General features: G+C 71.1%; 19 protein-coding genes. 10 read left to right on the top strand and 9 right to left on the bottom strand.

From position 1 onward, the window contains the following. Positions 1-110: 110 nt before the first annotated feature. Positions 111-1,697 carry a DEAD/DEAH box helicase gene (locus M3B01_RS04275; protein ID WP_259789673.1) on the bottom strand — a complete coding sequence of 529 codons (1,587 nt, stop codon included), beginning with the start codon at positions 1,695-1,697 and terminating at the stop codon, positions 111-113. Between the two features lie 455 nt (positions 1,698-2,152). On the opposite strand from M3B01_RS04275, the gene M3B01_RS04270 reads away from it, so the two are divergent. Together M3B01_RS04270 and M3B01_RS04265 are read left to right on the top strand one after the other, a co-directional pair. Next, complete coding sequence (locus M3B01_RS04270) at positions 2,153-4,147, top strand: glycoside hydrolase family 2 protein (protein ID WP_259789671.1); 1,995 nt, start codon at positions 2,153-2,155, stop codon at positions 4,145-4,147. A 143-nt stretch (positions 4,148-4,290) separates the two neighbouring features. Next, complete coding sequence (locus M3B01_RS04265) at positions 4,291-5,040, top strand: bifunctional 2-polyprenyl-6-hydroxyphenol methylase/3-demethylubiquinol 3-O-methyltransferase UbiG (protein WP_259789669.1); 750 nt, start codon at positions 4,291-4,293, stop codon at positions 5,038-5,040. 14 nt (positions 5,041-5,054) lie between these two features. Here M3B01_RS04265 and M3B01_RS04260 read toward each other — a convergent pair whose 3' ends face one another. Further along, a complete protein-coding gene (locus M3B01_RS04260; protein ID WP_259789667.1) occupies positions 5,055-5,483 on the bottom strand; it encodes a TA system VapC family ribonuclease toxin in 429 nt (142 codons plus the stop codon). Beyond that, positions 5,476-5,706: a hypothetical protein gene (locus tag M3B01_RS04255; protein ID WP_193866524.1), complete on the bottom strand. Its 231-nt coding sequence runs from the start codon at positions 5,704-5,706 to the stop codon at positions 5,476-5,478. Before M3B01_RS04255 ends, M3B01_RS04260 begins: the two co-directional genes overlap by 8 nt. A gap of 49 nt (positions 5,707-5,755) precedes the next feature. Between M3B01_RS04255 and M3B01_RS04250 the strand changes: the two genes are divergently transcribed. Next, positions 5,756-6,145 carry a zinc-binding dehydrogenase gene (locus M3B01_RS04250; RefSeq protein WP_259789665.1) on the top strand — a complete coding sequence of 130 codons (390 nt, stop codon included), beginning with the start codon at positions 5,756-5,758 and terminating at the stop codon, positions 6,143-6,145. Positions 6,146-6,155: 10 nt separating this feature from the next. Here the strand turns inward: M3B01_RS04250 and M3B01_RS04245 are convergent, their stop codons facing one another. After that, the gene (locus M3B01_RS04245; RefSeq protein ID WP_259789663.1) at positions 6,156-7,157 is read right to left on the bottom strand and encodes a GNAT family N-acetyltransferase; all 1,002 of its coding nucleotides are present in this window, start codon (positions 7,155-7,157) and stop codon (positions 6,156-6,158) included. A gap of 136 nt (positions 7,158-7,293) precedes the next feature. Between M3B01_RS04245 and M3B01_RS04240 the strand changes: the two genes are divergently transcribed. The 6 genes from M3B01_RS04240 to M3B01_RS04215 all read left to right on the top strand — a co-directional run bounded on the left by M3B01_RS04240 (position 7,294) and on the right by M3B01_RS04215 (position 12,917). Further along, positions 7,294-8,349: an RNase H family protein gene (locus M3B01_RS04240; RefSeq protein ID WP_259789661.1), complete on the top strand. Its 1,056-nt coding sequence runs from the start codon at positions 7,294-7,296 to the stop codon at positions 8,347-8,349. A 163-nt stretch (positions 8,350-8,512) separates the two neighbouring features. Continuing rightward, the gene (locus M3B01_RS04235; protein WP_259789658.1) at positions 8,513-9,016 is read left to right on the top strand and encodes a GntR family transcriptional regulator; all 504 of its coding nucleotides are present in this window, start codon (positions 8,513-8,515) and stop codon (positions 9,014-9,016) included. Next, entirely contained in the window at positions 9,013-9,906 is an 894-nt protein-coding gene (locus M3B01_RS04230) for an ABC transporter ATP-binding protein (RefSeq protein WP_259789656.1), read from the top strand. The genes M3B01_RS04235 and M3B01_RS04230 overlap by 4 nt, the downstream gene beginning before the upstream one ends. Further along, entirely contained in the window at positions 9,903-10,661 is a 759-nt protein-coding gene (locus M3B01_RS04225) for a hypothetical protein (RefSeq protein ID WP_259789654.1), read from the top strand. Before M3B01_RS04230 ends, M3B01_RS04225 begins: the two co-directional genes overlap by 4 nt. 178 nt (positions 10,662-10,839) lie before the next feature. After that, positions 10,840-12,360 (top strand): DUF418 domain-containing protein, encoded by a 1,521-nt coding sequence (locus tag M3B01_RS04220; protein ID WP_259789652.1) that lies wholly within the window; start codon positions 10,840-10,842, stop codon positions 12,358-12,360. Next, positions 12,357-12,917 carry a DUF4031 domain-containing protein gene (locus M3B01_RS04215; protein WP_259789650.1) on the top strand — a complete coding sequence of 187 codons (561 nt, stop codon included), beginning with the start codon at positions 12,357-12,359 and terminating at the stop codon, positions 12,915-12,917. The genes M3B01_RS04220 and M3B01_RS04215 overlap by 4 nt, the downstream gene beginning before the upstream one ends. Before the next feature lie 90 nt (positions 12,918-13,007). Here the strand turns inward: M3B01_RS04215 and M3B01_RS04210 are convergent, their stop codons facing one another. The 5 genes from M3B01_RS04210 to M3B01_RS04190 form a co-directional block, all read right to left on the bottom strand. Then, positions 13,008-14,585: a HAMP domain-containing sensor histidine kinase gene (locus M3B01_RS04210; protein WP_259789648.1), complete on the bottom strand. Its 1,578-nt coding sequence runs from the start codon at positions 14,583-14,585 to the stop codon at positions 13,008-13,010. A 3-nt stretch (positions 14,586-14,588) separates the two neighbouring features. After that, entirely contained in the window at positions 14,589-15,302 is a 714-nt protein-coding gene (locus M3B01_RS04205; protein ID WP_259789646.1) for a response regulator transcription factor, read from the bottom strand. Between the two features lie 89 nt (positions 15,303-15,391). After that, positions 15,392-15,961 (bottom strand): lipopolysaccharide assembly LapA domain-containing protein, encoded by a 570-nt coding sequence (locus M3B01_RS04200; RefSeq protein ID WP_259789644.1) that lies wholly within the window; start codon positions 15,959-15,961, stop codon positions 15,392-15,394. A 140-nt stretch (positions 15,962-16,101) separates the two neighbouring features. Then, on the bottom strand, positions 16,102-17,754 hold the full coding sequence (locus M3B01_RS04195; RefSeq protein ID WP_259789642.1) for a DNA repair helicase XPB: 1,653 nt from the start codon (positions 17,752-17,754) through the stop codon (positions 16,102-16,104). Between the two features lie 55 nt (positions 17,755-17,809). After that, the gene (locus M3B01_RS04190; RefSeq protein ID WP_259789640.1) at positions 17,810-18,319 is read right to left on the bottom strand and encodes a hypothetical protein; all 510 of its coding nucleotides are present in this window, start codon (positions 18,317-18,319) and stop codon (positions 17,810-17,812) included. A gap of 299 nt (positions 18,320-18,618) precedes the next feature. Between M3B01_RS04190 and gndA the strand changes: the two genes are divergently transcribed. After that, positions 18,619-20,190, top strand: coding sequence for an NADP-dependent phosphogluconate dehydrogenase (gndA, locus tag M3B01_RS04185; RefSeq protein ID WP_259789638.1), 1,572 nt, complete (start codon positions 18,619-18,621; stop codon positions 20,188-20,190). Positions 20,191-20,218 lie beyond the last annotated feature (28 nt).

The raw sequence follows: 20,218 nt of genomic DNA, 5'->3' as shown, positions 1-20,218 counted from the left end.
TCGGTGGGGTTCGGATCGGTCTGCACGGGTATCTCCGCTCTCGAACTGTGTGCGCGGTGGAACGCTACCGGGTCGCAGCAAGATGCGCCCCGTCCGCGCTCATGATCGGATCAGCGCGAGCGTCGACCGGAGGAGAACGCGGCCAGGCCACCGCCGGCGCCCGGGGAGGATGTCGAGTACGCGGTACCGCCGGAGCGCCCCGAGCCCGAGCGGCCATCATCGGAGCGCCCGGCACCGCCGGAGCGGCCGGCGCCGGAACGACCCGAACGGCCACCGGGGCGACCGCCGCCGGAGCGCCCGGATCCGGACCCGCCGGCCTCTGCGTCGGGACGAGCCGAACCGCCGCCGGAGCGACGTCGACCCTGACCGCCACCGGCATTGCCGCCGTTGCCTCCACGGCCACCGTTGCCTCCACGGCCACCGTTGCCGCGGCCTGCGCCGGAGCGTCGACCGCCACCGGTGCCACGAACCGCGCCGCCACGCTCGCCGGACTCCTGCACCGGAGCGCGATCGGGCACCTCGCCCAGTACGCGCTCCCCGGGCGCGAGGCGCTGCAGCACCTCGGCGCCGGCGCGCACTGCGGAGTGCACCTGGGGGCGGAGCTTCGCGGCCCGCATCAGGGAGCTCACATCACCGCGCTGGTCCGGCGTCTGCACCGTGATCACAGTGCCCGCCTCGCCCGCGCGGGCGGTGCGGCCCGAGCGGTGCAGGTACGCCTTGTGCTCCACGGGCGGATCGGCGTGCACCACCAGGGCCACCTCGTCCACGTGGATCCCGCGGGCGGCGATGTCGGTGGAGACCAGGGTGGTGGCCCCGCCGGACCCGAAGGCCTCCAGGTTGCGGGTGCGTGCTCCCTGGGAGAGGTTGCCGTGCAGCTCCACGGCGTCCACGCCGCTCTGCACCAGCTTCTTGGTCAGCTTCTTCGCCCCGTACTTGGTGCGGGTGAACAGGATGGTGCGGCCGGGTGCGGAGGCCAGGTCCAGCAGCACATCGAAGCGGTCGTCCGCGCTCACCTCGAGCACGTGGTGCTCCATCTTCGTGACCGTGGCGGTGGCCGGATCGGCCTCATGGGTGACGGGGGAGTGCAGGTACTGCTTGACCAACGTGCCCACTCCGGCGTCCAGGGTGGCGGAGAACAGCATGCGCTGGCCCTTGGAAGGGGTCTTGTCCATGATGCGGCGCACCATCGGCAGGAAGCCCATGTCGGCCATGTGGTCGGCCTCGTCCAGCACCGTGATCTCGATGGCGGAGAGGTCGGCGTGGCCCTGGCCCATCAGGTCCAGCAGGCGGCCAGGGCACGCGATCAACACGTCGAGTCCGCGCTCAAGCGCCTCCACCTGGGGCTTCTGGCCGACACCGCCGAACACGGTGGCGGTGCGCAGCCCGGTGGCCTTCGCCAACGGGGCGAGGGACTCGGCGATCTGGGCGGCCAGCTCGCGGGTGGGGGCCAGCACCAGGGAGCGCGGCTTGCGCGGGCTGCGCTTGCGGGGGCTCTCCTGCAGGCGCGCCACCAGGGGCAGCAGGAAGGCGTAGGTCTTGCCGGAGCCGGTGCGGCCGCGGCCCAGCACGTCCCGGCCGGCGAGGGAGTCAGGCAGGGTGGCTGCCTGGATAGGGGTGGGGGAGGTGATGCCGAGGGGCGCGAGCGCGTCGCTCAGCACGGAGGGCACGCCGAGGCGCGCGAAATCAGAGGAAGGCACAGAGGGATCCGTTCATCAACAGTGGGTTCGCCGGGGCGCGTGCGTCGCAGTCACCGGAGGTCCCGGTGTGCGGGATGCTGCGCGGCCGGCGGAGACAGGGCCCGTCCTTCGGGCACGTCACCGATCACAGGGATCGGGATGGGTCTCCGCGGCAGGTCGTCGCGGCGAGATTCGACGGCGACCGTCACCGCCCACCGTACGCCCTCGAGGCCGTACGAGCGTGATCCGGGCCCTGGAATGTGACCCAGACGCGTGCTCAGCGATCGAACGCGATCACCGCCCGCCATCCAGGCCCGCACTGGCCACCGCCCTGCTTGGGGCTGGGACGAACGGTGGGATTCCCAACCAGGAATTCCCCATCACTGGCTCAGGACATGGCAGATGGTCTCGAGGTGGGGCGTCAACTGCGCTTGACTGGACACATCCCCGATCAGCGCCGACCCCGAGGAGTCCTTGTGAGCGCCACCGACACCGCACCCGATCCGGCCGCCCTGCCTGAGAAGCTCTCCGCACTGTTCGCTCGCGCCGAGGAGCTGGCCGGGCACCTCGACGGGCCGCCGTCGGCCGCCAGCCCCGGCGACGCGGCCGGCGAACTGCCCCGACCCGAGCATCCGCGCCCCCAGTTCCACCGCCCCACCTGGCTGAGCCTCAACGGCAGCTGGCAGTTCGAGATCGACCAGGGCGACTCCGGCCGTGAGCGGGGCCTGCTGGACCGCGAGCTGGACTCCCGGATCCTGGTGCCCTTCGCTCCGGAGACCACGGCCTCCGGCATCGGGAACAGGGACTTCCTGGAGGCCGTGTGGTACCGCCGCACCGTCACCGTCCCGGCCGACTGGGAGGGCCTGCGCCCGATCCTGCGCTTCGAGGCCGTGGACCACGAGGCCACCGTGTGGGTCAACGGCACCGAGGTGGCCCGCCACCGCGGCGGCTTCACCCCCTTCAGCGCCGACCTCTCCACCCTGGAGGGTGTGGGCGCAGGCTCCGAGCTGACCATCGTGGTGCGGGCCCGCGACCCGCACGACGTGGCCCAGGCCCGCGGCAAGCAGTCCACCTGGTTCCACGCCACCCACGCCAGCTACCACCGCACCACCGGCATCTGGCAGACGGTGTGGCTCGAGGGCGTCCCGGCCGACGAGATCCGCTCCCTGCGCATCATCCCCTCGCTCGCCTCCGGTTCCTTCTCCATCGACGCGTCGCTGTCCCGCTCCACACCCGGCACCCGCCTCGAGGTGGTCGTGAGCGTGCCCGGTGGCCAGGAGGTGGTCCGCGCCGAGGGGCGTGCCGATCTCGACCTTGCTCCGCACCTCGAGCTGGTGATCCCCGCCGAGCACGTGCGGGTGTGGGGCCCGGGGGAGCCCGAGCTGTACGCCCTGGCGGTGCGGCTGCTGGATGCCGAGGGTGCCGTGCTGGACGAGGCGCGGTCCTACGCGGGCCTGCGCTCGACGTCCCTGAACGGCCACGAGTTCCGCATCAACGGCCTAAAGGTGTTCCAGCGCCTGGTGCTGGACCAGGGGTACTGGGAGGACACCTTTATGACCTCCCCCTCCGACGAGGCGATGACCACCGACATCCGCCTGGCCTACGAGGCAGGGTTCAACGGCGCCCGCCTGCACCAGAAGGTGTTCGAGCAGCGGATGCTGTTCTGGGCGGACCTGCACGGCTACCTCACCTGGGGCGAGTTCGGCGACTGGGGCGCCTCGGGCAAGGGCCCGATGGGTGACAACCAGCAGCCCACCGCATCCTTCGTGGCCGAATGGGTGCAGGCCGTGGCCCGCGACATCAACCATCCCTCGATCATCGGCTGGTGCCCCCTGAACGAGACCCACCAGGTGCTGCACGATCGCCTCACCCAGCTCGACGACGTCACCCAGGCGATGTACGACGCCACCAAGCTGGCTGATCCCTCCCGTCCGGTGCTGGACGCCTCCGGCTACTCGCACCGGGTGCGTGGGGCCGACGTCTACGACTCCCACTCCTACGAGCAGGACGTCGAGGCGTTCCGTGCCGAGCAGGCAGGTCTGGCCGACGGCACCCCCTTCGTCAACCGGCGCGAACTGGCCCCCGACGACATGCCGTTCGCCGATGGAGCCTTCTCCCTTGCCTACGCCGGCCAGCCCTACTTCGTCTCCGAGTACGGAGGCATCTGGTGGAACGAGGAGGAGGCCCGGCGTGCCGCCGAGGCCGCCGCCGGTGACCGCACCGGCAACGATCAGGCCGCATCCTGGGGCTACGGGGAGCGGGTGCGCTCGGAGGAGGAGCTGTATGAGCGCTTCGAGGGCCTCACCCGGGTGCTGCTCGAGGATCCGCTGATGTTCGGCTACTGCTACACGCAGATGACCGACGTGTTCCAGGAGAAGAACGGCATCGTGGACTTCGAACGCGGCCGCAAGCTGGACCTGGCCCGCCTGCGGGCGGTCCAGGAGAACCGCGCCGTCTACGAGGAGGACTGACCGAGCGCGAGCCCGGGTCCGGCGTGGGGAGCCGGTCTCCGACGGGGCCGGCCCCGTTCCCGCCGCCGTGCGGTTCCGGTCGCGCACGTCGGCTGCCCGCAAAAACCCGTGACCGATCGAGCCGCCGAGGCCAGGATGGAGGCATGATCGATCAATCGCGCCTCTGGGACGAACATGCCGCCGCGACCTACGACACTCCCGGTGAGGGCATGTTCGCCGCCGAGGTGCTGGAGCCGACGGTGGCACTGCTGTCCGAGCTCGCCGCCGGCGGGCGCGCCCTCGAGCTCGCGATCGGCACCGGGCGGGTCGCGATCCCGCTGCGGGAGGCAGGCGTCGAGGTGGCAGGCATCGAGCTGTCCAAGGCCATGATCGACCGGCTGCGGGAGAAGGTCGACGCCGCCACCATCCCCGTCGTCCAGGGTGACATGACCACCGCGACGGCGGGGGAGGGATTCACTCTCGCCTACCTGGTGTTCAATACCATCTCCAACCTGCTCACCCAGGAGCAGCAGGTGGAGTGCTTCCGCAACGCCGCCCGGCACCTCGCCCCTGGCGGGCGTTTCGTGGTCGAGCTGTGGGTGCCCCAGCTGCGTTCGCTGGCCCCCGGCCACGGCGGCACCGTGGAGGTCTCCGAATCCGGGTACCTGCTGGTCGACACCTACGACACCCTCGCCCAGCTCGTCGTCTCCCACCATGTCCGCTTCGATCCGCAGGTGGACGGCAGTCGCGAGGCCCAGCTCGCCCGCACCCCGCATCGCTACGTGTGGCCTGCTGAACTGGACCTGATGGCGCAGCTGGCCGGGTTCGAGCTCGAGCACCGGTACGCCGGGTTCGACCGCGCCGAGTTCACCGCCGAGTCGCGCAGCCACGTCTCCGTGTACCGCCGCGCCTGAACCCCGTGCGCGGCTCAGAGCACTCGGAGGTGCCGCTGGTCGCGGGCCGAGAGAGTGACGCCGATCCCCCGGTCGAAGGTCACCAGGACGGCGCCGTGGCGCGCCGCCAGATTGACCAGGTGCACATCGGTGACCTGGCGGTGCCCCACGAGTCCTACGAGATCCACATTCGGTTCGAGCAGGGACGAGTCGTCGCGGAGGAACTGCCAATCGGGATGTCTCCGGATGCTCGACAATGAACGGAGTGCCACGGAGCCGGTGAGCTGGGTGCCCGTGATCCGTGGGTTCATCGCCAGTCGCAGAAGTCCGGATTCGGTGATCGGGGTGGTGGCGAACCCCGTGGTCCCCCGGAGCCACTCCACTGCCTGCTCATGATGCGTGTGCCCAGGGTGAACCAGCGCGACGAGGACATTCACGTCCGGGAGATCGAGCGCCTCAGTCATCATCGAGGGCGTCGTCGACATCGGCGGTGGTGATCGTGTGCTGGGGGTCGACAGGGAGCATGACAATGCCGGCCATCACCGGGGCGGGAGCCTCACGACGTTCCGCATCCAGCCCGGAGAGCCCGAGCTTGGAGACCGCTGCACCGAGAGACGTGCCGTCGCGTCGAGCGCGGGCACGGGCCGCCGCCAGCAGGCGGTCGTCGAGGTCGAGAGTGGTTCGCATGAGCACCAGCATAGAAGGGCATCACGCATCACGCATCGGGTGATCGGCCGTGCACGATGTCGCCGAACGGATCCGGGATCTCACGGACGGCGGCGTGCAGGTGGCGATCGACGCCCTGGGATCGGCGGCGACCTCTCGGGCCGGGATCGAGTCGCTGCGTCCTCGGGGCCGCCATGTGCAGGTGGGGCTGCTGCTGGGGGAGGATGCCGAGCCGTCGCTGCCCATGGGCCGGGTGATCGCGCAGGAGCTGCAGATCCGCGGCAGCCACGGGCTGGCCGCCGCCGAGTACGCCGAGATGCTCGCTGAGATCGCTCGCGGCACCCTGGACCTGAGCCGCACCGTGGGCCGGGTGATCGGGATGGCGGACCTGCCGAGCGCGATGGTGGCGATGGGATCTCCGCCCACCGCGGCCGGGATGACGGTGGCGCGCCTGGTGTGAGGCGCGCGGTTCACTCGGGCGGGGTGATCGGCTTCTCGTAGGTCGCCGAGACCTGGTGCACCGTGAAGCCGAGCGACTCGTAGAGCCGGCCCGCCCCGGTGAGCGACTCGGAGTCCACCTCCAGTTCGGCCCGCTGGTAGCCGGCATCGGCAGCGGCCCGCAGGGAACGGGCGATCACCGCGCGGGCGATGCCCCGCCCGCGCGCCTCCGGCCGGGTCCCCACCAGGACCAGGTGCAGCACCGAGGGCTTGTGCTCCGAGGCCACCACGTACCCCAGCACGGTGCCTTCCGGATCCACCGCCACCACGGACTGCGCCGTCCGCGCCGTGTGGGCACTCCACCAGACCGCCCACTGCTCGGACGACGGGGCGGTGGAGCCCCAGTGGTCGGCGAAGGCCGCGACATGCGCCAGTCGCGTCGGCTCCCGGTGCTGCGGGCCCGGTGCGATGATCTCGACCCCGTCGACCTCGACCTCGGGCAGCGGGGTCCCGGTGAGGTCGAAGGCCATCTCGGACCACGAGCGGGCCCGTCGGTACCCGCGCCGCTCCAGGAGGGCACGGGCGTCCCGTCGGCCCCCTGGGCTGTACGGGTCCTGGCCGGCCGGGGCATCGATGCCCCCGAAGGCGCGGAAGTGCGCAGGGCGACCGGGATGGCGCTCGGTTGCGAGCTGGGCGCCCCGCCGTTCTGTGAGCTCCAGGATCCGGGTGCCGATGCCGCCCCGGCGATGCTCGGGGGCGACCCCGCCGCTGACACCCGTGCGCACGCGCCCATCACGGTCGGTGCTGATGGAGACGCCCACGGCGCCGTACGCCACGAGCTCGTCGCCATCACGCACGGCGACGGTGTCGGCCTCCAGGTCCAGCCCCGGCATCGCGAGCCATTCACGCATGCTGGGCTCGTCGGCCACCTGCTCGTCGCCGTCATGGATGTGGATCCGGTTCGCCAGCGCGGCGAGCGCCCCGGCATCCTCCGGGCGCAGCGAGGTCCAGGTCAGGGGGGAAGAGGTGCTCACCCCAGGATGGTACGCGGATCCGATGCCGCACGATCGATCCGGATCCGATGCCGCACGATCGATCCGTCGGGGCGCCCGCGCTCCGGGACGACTGCGCGTCGCAGCGAGGCTGCCTGCCTGTGGAACCATGGCCACCATGACGATCACCGCTGCGGCCGATGGCTCCGCCCTCGGCAACCCCGGCCCGGCCGGCTGGGCCTGGTACATCGACGAGGACACGTGGCGGGCGGGCGGCTGGCCCCATGGCACCAACAACATGGGGGAGCTGAAGGCCGTGCTGGACCTGCTGGAGTCCACCGCGGAGGACGCCGATCAGCACCTGGTGATCCTGTGCGACAGCCAGTACGTCATCAACTCGGTCACGAAGTGGATGCCGGGCTGGAAGCGCAAGGGGTGGCGCAAGAAGGACGGCAAGCCAGTGATGAACGTCGAGCTGCTGCAGGCGATCGACCGTGCGCTCGCCGGCCGCAGCGTCGAGTTCGAATGGGTCAAGGGCCATTCCGGCCACGCCATGAACGAGGCCGCCGACAAGCGCGCCAACGCCGCCGCCACCGCCTACTCGAGGAACCAGGACCCGCAGATCGGGCCCGGCTACCGCGGAGCACCGCCGTCGGCCACCGCTGCGGGATCCGCGGCCCCGGAAAGCCCTGCCGGTTCCGCACGCCCAGCTGTCGCTCCCGAGGCCTCCGCATCACCTGAGCGTTCCGGTCGCGATGGCTCTGCCGGTTCCGCGCGCAGGGCTCGCCCCACCCCGGTGGCTCCGGCCGACGACAATGACCTCTTCAGCCTCTTCGAGGACATCTCCGGTGGCCCGGGCCCCGCCTCCATCACCGCGGTGGATCCCGACGCCACCGCCTTCGAGCAGGTCACCACCCGCGAGCAGGCCCTGCTCACCGACATGGTGCGCTCGGACCCGCCCAGCGCCGCCGAGCTGCTGCACCCCTCCTTCACGGAGATCGGGGTGAGCGGCCGCACGTACGACCGCGACGACATCCTCGCCGCCCTCGCACCCCTGCAGGGCGTGGAGTCCTCGGACTTCGTGGCCGATGAGCTCGCCCCCGGCGTGGTGCTGCTGCGCTACCGCACCACCGGCCCGCAGGGCAGTGCGGAGCGCAGCTCGATCTGGCTGCGGGAGGGCGATCGCTGGCTGCTGCGCCACCACCAGGGAACCCCGGTCGACGAGAACCGCTGAGCTTTCCTGCCGAGGGGTGCACAGTTGGCGGTGAGGGCGGGCCATTCCGCCAACTGAGCACCCCTCGAGCCCGCCTGCCGCGATTCAGGGTCTTGACGCCCGCATCCCCCTACTGTCTATGCTGTCCATAGACAGTAGGTTCACCGATGATCCGGGGGGCAGGATGCACATCCATATCGACCCCTCCGCCTCCGAACCGATCTACGAGCAGATCCGGGTCGGTATCGCTGAGGCGATCGTCGCCGGTGACCTCGAGCCCGGTGAGCCTCTGCCGTCGATCCGTGCACTGGCCCGGGATTTGCGCGTCAGCGTCATCACCACCACCCGCGCCTACAACGAGCTGGTGAGCGACGGTCTGGTGGTCCCCCAACAGGGGCGGGGCGTGTTTGTGCGCGACCACCCCACCGGTGCCCTGCAGGACCGAGCCCGGGTCAGGATCCGAGAGGCCTTGGACGACGCGGTCCGCACTGCCCGGATCACCGGGATCGACGCACAGGACCTGCACACCATGCTCGACGAGCGCCTCCACTCCGACGCCGGGACGGACCACCGCGCCGCCGCTGGCCCCGCAGCCACTTCCGGTCCCACAGGCACACCCGGCCATGAAGCGACCTCCGGCCCCACGGCCCGCCAAGACCCCCGTGCAACGGACCAGGAGACCCCATGATCACCGACCTCGCCCCCGCCATCGCCGTGCAGGACCTCTCGGTGCACCTGCCCTCCCAGCGCCGCTTCGGCGGGGCGCCCCACCACGTGCTGCGCGGCATCGACCTCACGGTGCCGTCCGGACAGGTCACCGCACTGGTGGGCAGCAACGGCGCCGGCAAGACCACGCTGCTGCGCACCCTGTCCGGGGCGATCCGCCCCAGCGCCGGGTCCGTGACAGTGCTCGGCGACCCGATCGGGGGACCGGAGGACGCCCTGCCTGCCGGGGTGGGCGTGGTTCCCGATCAGCCCTTCCAGCCGGACCACTGGTCGGCCGACGACATGGTGCGCATTCTGCGAAAGATGGAGCACCGGGTTGATGCCGCCGGTATCGGCCGCCGGCTGCGCCGCGCCGGCATCGATCCAGGCACGGCGATCAAGAAGCTCTCCGCAGGGCAGCGCACCCGCCTCGTGCTCTCCGTCGTGCTCGGTGCCGCCCCCTCCCTGCTGCTGCTCGATGAGCCCTTCGCCCGGTTGGATCCCCTCGCCCGGGAGGACGTTCTGGACGAACTGCGCAGACACCAGGCCGAGGGTGAGGATCGCGCCATCCTGCTGTCCACCCACGAGCTGGGCAGCCTCGAACGGTTCGTGGACCACGTGGTGCTGCTGCACGAGGGGAAGGTGCTACTGGAGGGGCCCTTGCTCGACCTCGCCGATCAGCACCTCGTGGCCACCATCCCCATCGACCCCCTGCCGCCGATGCGCCTCCTCCGAGGGCACCGGCGCACGGGCGACGTGCTCGATGCGCTCGTCGCCACGGAGGACGCCGTGTTCCTGCCCGGCAACGCCGGCCTGCGCAGGGCCACCATCCAGGACGTCCTCACCTTCACCCTCCGGGAGGCAGCCCGATGAACCCCCTCGACACCGCCATCACCCCCGCCGCCCGCCGCGAACGCCCCGCCGGACCACTGCGCCGTGCCTTCGCCCTCGAGCACAAGCACCACTACGACCTCCTGGGCCTCTACGGGATCCTCGCCGTGGTCGTCATCCAGCTGAGCTGGTTCGCCGAGATCCACGTGGGCTTCGTCCTGATCCTGCTGGCCGCACGGGCGCCCTGCGACCTCGTGGGCCGGCGCCACGACGACGAGCGCCTGCTGCGCGCCTCCCTCGGCATCTCCCGCGCCGATGCGGTACGGACACGATTCCTCATGGTGCTGTGGTGTCAGGTGCTGCTCATGGCCGGTGCCGCGTGGAGCATCCTGGCTCGCGATTACGGGCCTGACGACCTTCACTGGAGCAGCTTCGCCTCTTCGCCCGGACCCGCAGCTCTCACCCTCCAGGATCATCTGGTGGACATCGGCCTGTGGGTTGCGGCGATCATGTGGGTCCATGCCCTTCTGGGTGGCGAGGCGAACCGCCCCGGGCGCGGTCCTTCAGGGGCACGCGCGATCGCCCTCTTCGTCGGGGTCTCCATCATGGAGTGCATGCTGTTGATCGGGGCGTGGTGGCTGGTCCGGCTCCCCTTCGAGAACAGTCCGTCCGGAGGGGACATGACCTCCTTCGCGCAGACCAGCAGCACAGCTCAGCTGATCACCGTGGCCCTGGCCCTCGGCAGCGCGGTGCTGGTGCTCCTGTGGCGGCGACGCAGCTGGATCCGTCACGCCTGACCGGATCCACCCCGCGCGAGTCCGCCCCATGGTCGGATGGCGTACCGCGAATGGAGCCGAACAGCCGCGTCAACGCCGTGAAGCAACCGTTCGCCTCCACTCGAGCACGCCCTCGCCTGCGTGCACTCGCATCCCCGCCTCGCTGGCCCAGCAGTGACCCTGTGGGACGATGACGGCCATGACCATCCCCGCTGTCGGCCCCGCCTCCGGGCGCCCGGCCGCACGGGGACGGCGCGGCCGGGTGACCTCGTCGTCGATGCGCGGGGCCGCCACGGGGCAACCCGCACCCAGGCCCTCGGCCGCGCGGGGTCCGACCGGTCCTGCGGCCTCCGTGCCGCTCACTCAGCGCGCAGGCGGCCCGGACCTGGCGCGTGGCCTGGCCCTGCTGGGCATCGCCATGGCCAACACCGTCGGCTGGCTCCACGGGACGCAGTGGACGGTGCTGCTCAAGCAGGCCGACGCCACCGTCGCCGACCGCATCGTCAACGTGATCGCCGCGCTCACCGTCGACAACCGCGGGTTCCCCCTGTTCGCCCTGCTGTTCGGGTACGGCATCGGAGTGCTCCACCGCCGCTCACTGGCGCGTGGGGAGCGCTCCCGCACCTTCCTGGGCCGGATGCTGCGCCGCCACCTGGTGCTGCTGGCCCTGGGCCTCGCCCACGGGATCCTGCTGTTCAGCGGGGACATCCTCGCCTCCTACGCGATCATCGGGATGCTGTGCGCCGTGCTGGTCAGCCGTCGCAGCCGCTGGCTGCTGCCGTTGGCCATGCTCCTCACGGTGCCGCTGCTGGCCCCCTGGGGCTGGGCCGATGCCACCTACGGCCTGATCCCGGCCGACGGATACCCCGATGCGAGTGCGGCCACGTACCTCGAGGGCCTCGAGATCCGGGCCCGGGACATGCTCTATGGCGTCGGCACCGCGCTGGTGATGGACCTCGGCCTGCTGGGGCCGATGGCCATCGGCGCCATCGCCGCTCGGATCCACCTGCTCGAACAGGTCACGCCCAACCGGGACCTGCTGCGGCCCATCACCGCAGGGGGCATCGCCGTGGGGCTGGCCGGCGCAGTGCCCCTGACCGCGGTGCTGGTGGCAGACCCCCACCACGCGTGGTTCGCCTCGGAGGTGGGCCTCGGCATCCTCGGTGTGCTGCACCAGCTCACCGGGGTGGCCGGCGCGCTCGGTGCGGCCACAGGAGCCGCCCTCGTCGCCGATGCCGTGCGCGGCCCCGCCGATGCTGTGCCCGGCCCCGCCGATGCCGTGCGTGGCCACGCCGATGCTGTACGCGGCCCCGCCGATGCCGTGCGTGGCCACGCCGGCGAGAGCAACCCCGAGCCGTCCCGTCGCAAACCGGTCGCCGTCGCTGTGCACGGCGTGGAAGCGCTCGGAGCGACGGCCCTGACCGCGTACGTCCTGCAGTCCGTCATCTTCCTGGCCCTGTACCCGCCCTACACGCTGGACCTCGGAGCACGCATCGGCTCGGCCTGGTCAGCGGTGATCGTGCTGGCCGGCTGGCTGGTGATGATCGTGCTCGCCTCCGGGCTGCGACGCGCGGGCAGGCGCGGCCCCCTGGAGTTCGTGCTGCGACGCCTGGCCGGATCCACCTCCCCCCGCGGGTCCGACCCGGGCAGCGCGGATGCTGCAAGCGTGGGCCCTTCGATCGCCGGATCCGCACATTCGACCCCCGGGAGCCGCACATGACGGTCTACGCCGACACCCCGCTGTGGGGCAGGCACAGCACCCTGTGGGGCCACCTCATCTCCGACACCTCACTGAAGGAGCTGCACCGGGCGGCCGACCGGGCGGGCCTGCACCCGCGTGCCTTCGACCTGGACCACTACGACTGGCCCGCCTCCGCTCACCGCGACCTGGAACGGGCCGGGGCGGTGTTCGTCGACGGCCGCGAGCTCACCCGCATCCTCATCGCCTCCGGGCTGCGCATCCCCCTGGTGGACCGCCCGGCCGCCCGGGCCCGGCGCACCGCCGAGCACGCCGCCCAGCTGGGACTCGATCCGGCACCGCGGGACCTGATCGTGGGTCTGGTGGGCCATGTGGACCCGCTGCCCGACGAGCCCGGTGCCTACCGCCTCACCCGCGACGACCCCGCCGCAGCGCCGCGCATCGAGGCCCGGGACGAGACCGGTCGGGTCGCCGCTGAGGAGTTCCTGCGCCGGGCCGACGCGGCCGCGCGAGCAAGCGGAGAGACCGGGTTCGTCGGGCAGGCGATGGACGTGGTTGCGGGCGTCGCTGCGGACTGACGGGTTCCTCGCACCGGTCTGTCAGGGGCATCGCGCCCGGCTGTCAGGGCATCGCGCCAGCTCGACCGGTATCTCGCCTGGAGCGGGCGCTCAGGTGTTCGGGGACGGAACGCTGGGGCTGGTGGGCAGGGTGAATGCGCGCACCTGGTCCGGCTGCGCATGGTGCTCGGAGTCCACCTGAGCGCTGGGCAGCTCGACCCAGAACGTGCTGCCTCCGCCGGGCGTCTCCCGCACCCCGATCCGCCCCTGATGCTGCTCGACGATGGTCGCGGCGATCGACAGGCCCAGGCCCGCGCCGCCGCCCTGCGTGGCCGAGCGGGACCGCGACTCGTCCGTGCGGTAGAAGCGCTCGAACACCTTCTCCCGCTGCTCCTCGGAGATGCCGGGACCGTGATCGCGCACCTCGATCAGCGTGGTGCCGTGCTCCGTCGGCCCCACCGCCAGCTCCACCGGGGAGCCCTTGGGGGTGTGCCGGTTCGCGTTGCCCACCAGGTTCAGGATCACCTGACGCAGGGAGCTCTCGTGCCCCAGCACCCCGATGGGCACGTGGGGATGCATCGTCATCGGCGTCCCCGACAGGGAGGTCACCATGACACGGCGCCGGGGATCCAATGCCCGCAGGTCCTGAGCGGCGTCGAACAGGGCATCGGCCAGATCCACCGGGGCCACGTCCAGATCTGGCTTCTCGTCGAGCCTGGCCAGACGCAGCAGGCTCTCCACCAGGGAGCCCATGCGGCGGGCCTCGTCCTCGATGCGGCGCATGGCCTGGGCGACGTCCTCGTCGGTGCGCAGGGCACCCATCCGGTACAGCTCGCCGAAACCGCGGATGGCGGCCAGTGGGGTGCGCAGCTCATGGGAGGCATCGCCCACGAAGCGGCGCATCTTCGCCTCGGAGCGGGTTGCCCGCTCCTCCGACTCGGAGCGGGCGGCGAAGGACTGCTCGATGTGCACCAGCATCTCGTTGACCGACAGTGCCAGTGCGTGCACCTCGAGGCTGGTGTCGCTGACCGGGACGCGCCGCGAGAGGTTGCCCGCCGCGATCTGCGAGGCGGTGGCCTCGACGTCCTGCAGCGGCTCCAGGGAGCGGTGGGTCATGTACCCGCCCAGGCCCATGCCCACCAGCACCACCAGGGTGCCCACCAGGACGATGATCAGCGCCATCTCGTGCATGGTGCGGTCCACGCTCGTCAGGGGAAGCGCCACGTACATGCTGCCCATGTCCGGGCCGGTGCTGAGCACCACCGCCACGCGCCACCGGTTCTCGTCGGAGTCGACCACCGTGAAGGGACGACCGCCGCGGAGCACGATCTCCTCCTCGGTCAGATCGGGGAAGTCGATCGTCACGTCGCCGTCGCCGTGGTGGACGATCACGTTCTCGATGGAGCGGCCGTTGTGGTCGCGGATCTCCACCGCGTACTCCACGGGCGTGTACCCGGCGCTCTGGACGGCGTCATCATCCCCGGCCAGCTCCAGCTGGGCCAGGGCGAGCATCTCGCTCATACCGGCGCGCAGGTCGTTGTCGACCGACTGGATCAGGGTGCGGTTCAGCAGGAACAGCGAAAGACTGCCGGTGATCGCCGTTCCGGTCACCAGCAGCAGGGAGATCAGCGCGACGATCCGCGTCCACAGCGAGACCGGACGCTCGGGGCGCAGGGCGGGCAGCGCCACACCTCAGCCTTCGGCGGCACGCAGCACGTACCCGATGCCGCGCTTGGTGTGGATCATCGGCTCACCCACCACGTCGATCTTGCGGCGCAGGTAGGAGATGTAGGACTCGACGATCCCCACCTCGCCCGACCAGTCGTAATCCCACACGTGGTCCAGGATCTGGGTCTTGGAGACCACCCTCCCGGAGTTCAGCATCAGGTAGCGCAGCAGCTTGAACTCGGTGGGGGACAGGTCGATCACCACATCGCCCCGGTGCACCTCGTGGGAGTCCTCGTCCAGCCGCAGGTCCCCGACCACCAGAGCGCTCTCCACCGCCGGATCCGCTCCGCCGTGGGTGCGTCGCAGCACCGCGCGGATGCGGGCCACGACCTCCTCCAGGCTGAACGGCTTGGTGACGTAGTCATCGCCGCCGACGGTCAGGCCGGCAACCTTGTCCTTGGTCTCGTCACGGGCGGTGAGGAACAGGATCGGGTACTGCTCGCCGCGGTCGCGCAGGCGCCGGGTCACGGTGAAGCCGTCCATGTCCGGCAGCATCACGTCCAGCACCACCAGATCCGGCTGGTGCCCGGTGGCGGCCTGGATCGCCTCGTTGCCGGTGGCGGCGGTGAACACCTCGAAGCCCGCGAAGCGCAGCGACGTGGCCAGCAGGTCACGGATGTTCGGCTCGTCGTCGACGACGAGGAGGCGGGCCTCGTACTCCTGGTGCTCAGTGGTCATGGGTCCACCGTCCTCCGATCAGTTGGGAGTCAGCTGGACGTTCACTGTACGCGGTGCCGGGGGAGCGGCCCAGGGCCGGGGTCGCGGGATCAGCGCACGGCGCGCTGGATCCTCTCCTGCTGGCGCCGCAGCTTGCGGATGGTCAGGCCCATCTGGATCATCCTCACCGATCCCACCAGCGCCATCACCAGCGCACCGGCGATCGCAGCCAGCAGCATCGCCACGCCCAGCGGCAGGTCGAACTCCGCGTTGAAGTACTGGAAGGTGGCGGTGACGTTGTTCTGGATCACGAAGATCAGCAGCAGGATCAGCACGATCGCGCCCAGGATCAGGGAGAGCCACACCGCCGCGGTCTTGCCGCCGCTGCGCGGCTCCGCGTCGAGAGCAGGATCGTGCGGGTCGCGGGTGGTGGGCGCCTCGCGATGATCGCGGTCGAGATCGCGGTCCGCGTCGCGACGATCGAGATCACGACGATCGAGATCACGACGGTCGGCGTCCTGGCGCTCGTCGCGAGGCCGGTCCTCGCTGCGACGGGGCTCGTCCCGGCGGTCGAGGTCCCGGGGGCGGTCATCGGGGTACGTGCCGCGGTCGCTCTCGGGGCCGCGCGTGACCGGACGGTCCAGGTGGTCACGTCCGCGGGGGTCGGATCCGGTGCTCATGCGGTGCTCCTCGGGGAAGAACGGGCGGCCACGCGGCCGAAGCGGTGCGTGCTGGCACCACTGTAGTCACCGGGCCCGGCTCGGCCGCCATCGAACAGCCGCGCTCCTTCACCTGTCGGGCGAGGTGATGCGTCGCGGCCTCAGGGCCCGTCTGCCTCCGCGAGGTCCTCCGCATCCACGATGCGGTAGGCGTAGCCCTGCTCGGCCAGGAAGCGCTGCCGGTTCGCGGCGAAATCCTGGTCCTGGGTGTCGCGCACCACCACCGTGTAGAAGTGGGCGGAGCGGCCGTCGGCCTTCGGGCGCAGCAGGCGGCCCAGCCGCTGCGCCTCCTCCTGACGGGAGCCGAACGCTCCGCTGACCTGCACCGCCACGGATGCCTCCGGCAGGTCGATCGAGAAGTTCGCGACTTTGGAGACCACCAGGCGGTCGATCCGACCGGCGCGGAACGCGTCGAACAGCTCCTGTCGCCGCTTGACCGGGGTCCGCCCGGTGATCAGATCAGCGTCCAGTCGCTCGGCGATCTCCTCCAGCTGGTCGAGGTACTGGCCGATCACCAGCAGCGGCTCGCCCTGGTGGCGCCGGGCGATCGCCTCCACCACCGGGAGCTTCGCCGGGTGCGCCGCACCCAGCCGGGCCCGGTCCTCCGGCTCGGCCATGGCGTAGGCCATCCGGTCCGAGGCCGGCATCGCCACCCGCACCTCGGTGCAGTCCGCCGGTGCGATGTACCCCTGCGCCTCGATGTCCTTCCACGGGGCGTCGTACCGCTTCGGACCGATCAGGGAGAACACCTCACCCTCGCGGCCGTCCTCCCGCACCAGGGTCGCGGTCAGGCCCAGGCGCCTGCGGGCCTGCAGATCCGCGGTCATCCGGAACACGGGTGCGGGCAGCAGGTGCACCTCGTCGTACACGATCAGGCCCCAGTCCCTGGCGCTCATCAGCTCCAGGTGGGGGTGGAGGCCCTTCCGCTTGGTGGTGAGCACCTGGTAGGTGGCGATGGTGATCGGCCGGATCTCCTTGGTGGCTCCGGAGTACTCGCCGATCTCCTCCTCGGTCAGGCTGGTGCGGCGCAGCAGCTCATCGCGCCACTGCCGTGCCGAGACCGTGGAGGTCACCAGGATCAGGGTGGTGCGCTCCATGGCGGCCATCGCCCCGGCTCCCACCAGGGTCTTGCCGGCGCCGCAGGGCAGCACCACCACGCCGCTGCCGCCGTGGCGGAACCCGTCGATCGCCTCGAGCTGGTAGGGGCGCAGCTCCCAGTCCTCATAGCGCAGGGCGATCGGGTGCGCCTCGCCGTCGACGTACCCGGCCAGGTCCTCCGCCGGCCAGCCCAGCTTCAGCAGCGCCTGCTTCAGCGCACCGCGCTGGGACGGGTGCACCGCCACCCGGTCGGGATCCAGCCTCTCGCCGAGCATGCCCTGCACCCGCTTGGAGCGCAGCACCTCCTCGAGCACGGTGCGGTCCAGGGCGTGCAGCACCAGGGAGTGCTGCGGGTCCGCGAGCAGCTGCAGGCGCCCGTAGCGGTCCATCGTGTCCGCCACGTCGATCAGCAGCGAGTGGGGGACGGTGTAGCGGGAGTTCTCCACCAGCGCCGCCACCACCGACTCCGCGTCGTACCCGGCGGCCCGGGCGTTCCACAGCCCCAGGTCGGTGATGCGGTAGGTGTGCACGTGCTCGGGCGCACGCTCCAGCTCGGCGAAGGGCGCGATCGCGGCCCGCGCCTGGGCCGCCCGCTCATGGGCGACCTCCAGCAGCAGGGACTTGTCGCTCTGGACGATCAGGGGGCCGTCGGTCATCGTGCCAGGCTACGCCGCGGTACGAGCCCGATGTCGGGATGCGGGGCGAGGGGGTTCAGGCCCGGGCGGGATCCGGCAGCTCGCGGCCGTGCAGGCGCTCGAACATGCCCAGCTGGAACAGCACGTAGAACGGGATCGTCACGATGATCGGCAGCACGAACATGCCGGCCGCCGAGCCCGCCACGCTCAGGACCAGCCACGCCACGATCGTCGTGCCCAGGTTCGCGCGCACCAGCGCCACGCTCTGCTTGATCGCCTCGACGGGGGAGGCACCGCGGGCGGAGGCCGGGATCGCGAAGAACAGCAGCACCGAGGCGATCAGGCCCGGGATGTTGCGGAGCAGGGCGTTGCCGGCGAACCGCAGAGCGGCACCCAGATCGGAGGCCAGATCCGTTCCGGGTGGAGGCACGACACCGGCCGGGCCCTGCCCCGCCGGTGCGGGGTGCGCAGTCGCCTGCGGGTGCGAGGCGTCGGCATGGGAGTCGGGCTGGACTGCGGGGTCGGTCTGCGCGGGCCAGGCCTGCGGCTGAGGCGCGGGGGAGGGCGACGGCACATGGGAAGTCATCGCGACGAATCTCCTGGAGGACAGCGGCCAGGCGCGAGCCGGGCCCGGTGGACTGATCGCCATCACGGTAGTGGCCCTTCGTCGGTGCCCGGCACCACCGAGGGTCGATCAGGAGGATGCCTGAAGTCGACCCTTTCTCCCCTCCACGCATGCCCGACGGTGCGGGGTTGCCGGTCCTTGCCCTCGACCCCGCGCGGAATCGCCCCTCCTCTCTAGAATGGGCAGCGGTGATCCGCGCTCCGAGCGCCCCGCCCGCGGGCGTCGGCCCGGATCGACAGCCCCCGACCCGAGGAGTTCCCATGGCATCCTTCGCACCCTCACCCGCCGACGTCGCCGACATCGGTGTGACCGGCATGGCCGTGATGGGCTCGAACCTGGCCCGCAACCTTGCCCGCAACGGCTTCAAGGTCGCCGTCCACAACCGCTCCGTCGGCAAGACCGAGAAGGTCATCGCCGACCACGGATCCGACGGCGAGTTCTACCCCTCGGAGTCGATGGCCGACTTCGTGGCATCCCTGCAGAAGCCCCGCGTGGCGATCATCATGGTCAAGGCCGGCAAGCCCACCGACGCCGTGATCGACGAACTGGCCTCCCTGATGGACGAGGGCGACATCATCGTCGATGCCGGCAACGCCCTGTTCACCGACACCCGCCGCCGCGAGGCCGCCCTGCGCGAGAAGGGCCTGCACTTCGTGGGCTCGGGCGTCTCCGGGGGTGAGGAGGGCGCCCTGAACGGGCCCTCGATCATGCCTGGCGGCACCAAGGAGTCCTACGACCGCCTGGGCCCGATGTTCGAGAAGATCTCCGCGCACGTGGACGGCGAGCCCTGCTGCACCCATGTCGGTGCGGACGGCGCCGGCCACTTCGTAAAGATGGTGCACAACGGCATCGAGTACGCCGACATGCAGGTGATCTCCGAGGCCTACGACATGATGTCCAAGGCCCTGGGCATGAGCGCCTCGCAGATCGGCGAGGTCTTCGCCGAGTGGAACAAGGGGGACCTGGAGTCCTTCCTGATCGAGATCACCGCCGAGGTGCTGGCCCACACCGACGCCGACACCGGCAAGCCCTTCGTGGACGTGATCCTGGACCGCGCCGCCCAGAAGGGCACCGGCGCCTGGACCGTGCAGACCGCCCTGGACCTCGGCGTCCCGGTCACCGGCATCGCCGAGGCCACCTTCGCCCGCTCCGTCTCCGGTTCGGTGCCGCAGCGCGAGGCCGGCCAGGCCGTGCTGCCCGCGCAGGCGGAGGCCCCCGAGATCGCCGATCGCGCCCAGTTCATCGACGACCTGCAGAAGGCGCTGTACGCAGCGAAGCTGGTCTCCTACTCGCAGGGCTTCGACGAGATCGCCAAGGGCGCCGAGGAGTACGGCTGGGACATCACCCTGGGCGACATGGCCCGCATCTGGCGGGGCGGTTGCATCATCCGGGCACGCTTCCTGGACCGCATCACCGAGGCCTACGAGCGCACCCCGGATCTGGCCCTGCTGCTGGCCGACGAGTACTTCACCACCGAGATCACCAAGTGCATCCCGGCCTGGCGCCGCGTGGTGGCCTACGCCGCCACCGCCGGGTACCCGGTTCCCGTGTTCGCCTCGACCCTGTCGTACTACGACGCGGTGCGGGCCGAGCGGTTGCCTGCCGCCCTGGTGCAGGCCCAGCGCGACTACTTCGGTGCCCACACCTACCAGCGTGTGGACGCCGAGGGCACCTACCACGTGGAGTGGTCCGAGGATCGCCGACAGACCCGCCAGGACTCCGACCAGCACGGCGTGACCCACGGCATCGTGGACCGCGAGGCCGGTGAGGACGTGAAGGCCGAGTCCGCCGACGGCGCGGGGCAGACCGAGAGCCAGGGCCCCTCCCGCTGACCCTGCCCGCTCCCCCGTGCCAGAAGGG

Origin of the sequence: Brachybacterium sp. p3-SID957 (assembly GCF_025144775.1) — a bacterium.
Classification (GTDB): Bacteria; Actinomycetota; Actinomycetes; order Actinomycetales; family Dermabacteraceae; genus Brachybacterium; species Brachybacterium epidermidis.
Note: the sequence above shows the minus strand (reverse complement) of the source record. Positions and strands in the feature narration are given on the sequence as shown.

Bases quoted from the DNA above. Each gene is read 5' to 3' on its own strand.
- M3B01_RS04265 (WP_259789669.1), top strand. From the start codon at position 4,291: ATGATCGATCAATCGCGCCTCTGGGACGAACATGCCGCCGCGACCTAC.
- M3B01_RS04260 (WP_259789667.1), bottom strand. From the start codon at position 5,483: ATGACTGAGGCGCTCGATCTCCCGGACGTGAATGTCCTCGTCGCGCTG.
- M3B01_RS04255 (WP_193866524.1), bottom strand. From the start codon at position 5,706: ATGCGAACCACTCTCGACCTCGACGACCGCCTGCTGGCGGCGGCCCGT.
- M3B01_RS04240 (WP_259789661.1), top strand. From the start codon at position 7,294: ATGACGATCACCGCTGCGGCCGATGGCTCCGCCCTCGGCAACCCCGGC.
- M3B01_RS04235 (WP_259789658.1), top strand. From the start codon at position 8,513: ATGCACATCCATATCGACCCCTCCGCCTCCGAACCGATCTACGAGCAG.
- M3B01_RS04230 (WP_259789656.1), top strand. From the start codon at position 9,013: ATGATCACCGACCTCGCCCCCGCCATCGCCGTGCAGGACCTCTCGGTG.
- M3B01_RS04225 (WP_259789654.1), top strand. From the start codon at position 9,903: ATGAACCCCCTCGACACCGCCATCACCCCCGCCGCCCGCCGCGAACGC.
- M3B01_RS04220 (WP_259789652.1), top strand. From the start codon at position 10,840: ATGACCATCCCCGCTGTCGGCCCCGCCTCCGGGCGCCCGGCCGCACGG.
- M3B01_RS04215 (WP_259789650.1), top strand. From the start codon at position 12,357: ATGACGGTCTACGCCGACACCCCGCTGTGGGGCAGGCACAGCACCCTG.
- M3B01_RS04205 (WP_259789646.1), bottom strand. From the start codon at position 15,302: ATGACCACTGAGCACCAGGAGTACGAGGCCCGCCTCCTCGTCGTCGAC.
- M3B01_RS04200 (WP_259789644.1), bottom strand. From the start codon at position 15,961: ATGAGCACCGGATCCGACCCCCGCGGACGTGACCACCTGGACCGTCCG.
- M3B01_RS04195 (WP_259789642.1), bottom strand. From the start codon at position 17,754: ATGACCGACGGCCCCCTGATCGTCCAGAGCGACAAGTCCCTGCTGCTG.
- M3B01_RS04190 (WP_259789640.1), bottom strand. From the start codon at position 18,319: ATGACTTCCCATGTGCCGTCGCCCTCCCCCGCGCCTCAGCCGCAGGCC.
- gndA (WP_259789638.1), top strand. From the start codon at position 18,619: ATGGCATCCTTCGCACCCTCACCCGCCGACGTCGCCGACATCGGTGTG.